This window comes from Lapidilactobacillus concavus DSM 17758, assembly GCF_001435835.1.
Classification (GTDB): domain Bacteria; phylum Bacillota; class Bacilli; order Lactobacillales; family Lactobacillaceae; genus Lapidilactobacillus; species Lapidilactobacillus concavus.
Window position 1 is genome coordinate 1 of record NZ_AZFX01000065.1, and the last position, 446, is coordinate 446.

General features: G+C 45.7%; 1 protein-coding gene. It reads left to right on the forward strand.

Annotated features, from left to right (window positions below; translation table 11 throughout):
* Window positions 1–446, forward strand: a 446-nt coding sequence (locus FC15_RS06215; RefSeq protein ID WP_201779857.1) for a transposase, incomplete at both ends; no start/stop codon positions are given.

The following is a 446-nucleotide window of genomic DNA, read 5'->3' on the forward strand; positions in this document are numbered from 1 at the left end:
ACCACAGAAATTATCGCTGCACTAGCCCAAAAGCAAGATTTGGACGAAGTTTTTCGTCACCACCTCGAAATTGCGATTAACCAGCTGCTTCAAACCGAATTGGCAGAGTTTTTGGGTTACGAACGCTACTCATACGCTGGGATCAACACTGGTAATAACCGCAACGGCAGTTATGAGCGCTCGTTTGATACGAAGTACGGCCAACTTAACTTAACCATTCCTCGAGATCGCAATGGCCGGTTTGAAAATCATACCTTGCCAGCCTACGGTCGGCACAGTGATAATTTAGAAACAACGGTCATTCAGTTGTATACCAAGGGAATTACCACTGCTGAAATTGCCGAACTCATTGAGAAAATGTACGGTGCTCACTACTCCAAAGCCACGGTTTCCAACATGACTAAAGCCGTCAATGAACAGGTTCAAGCTTTCCAGCAACGTCGACT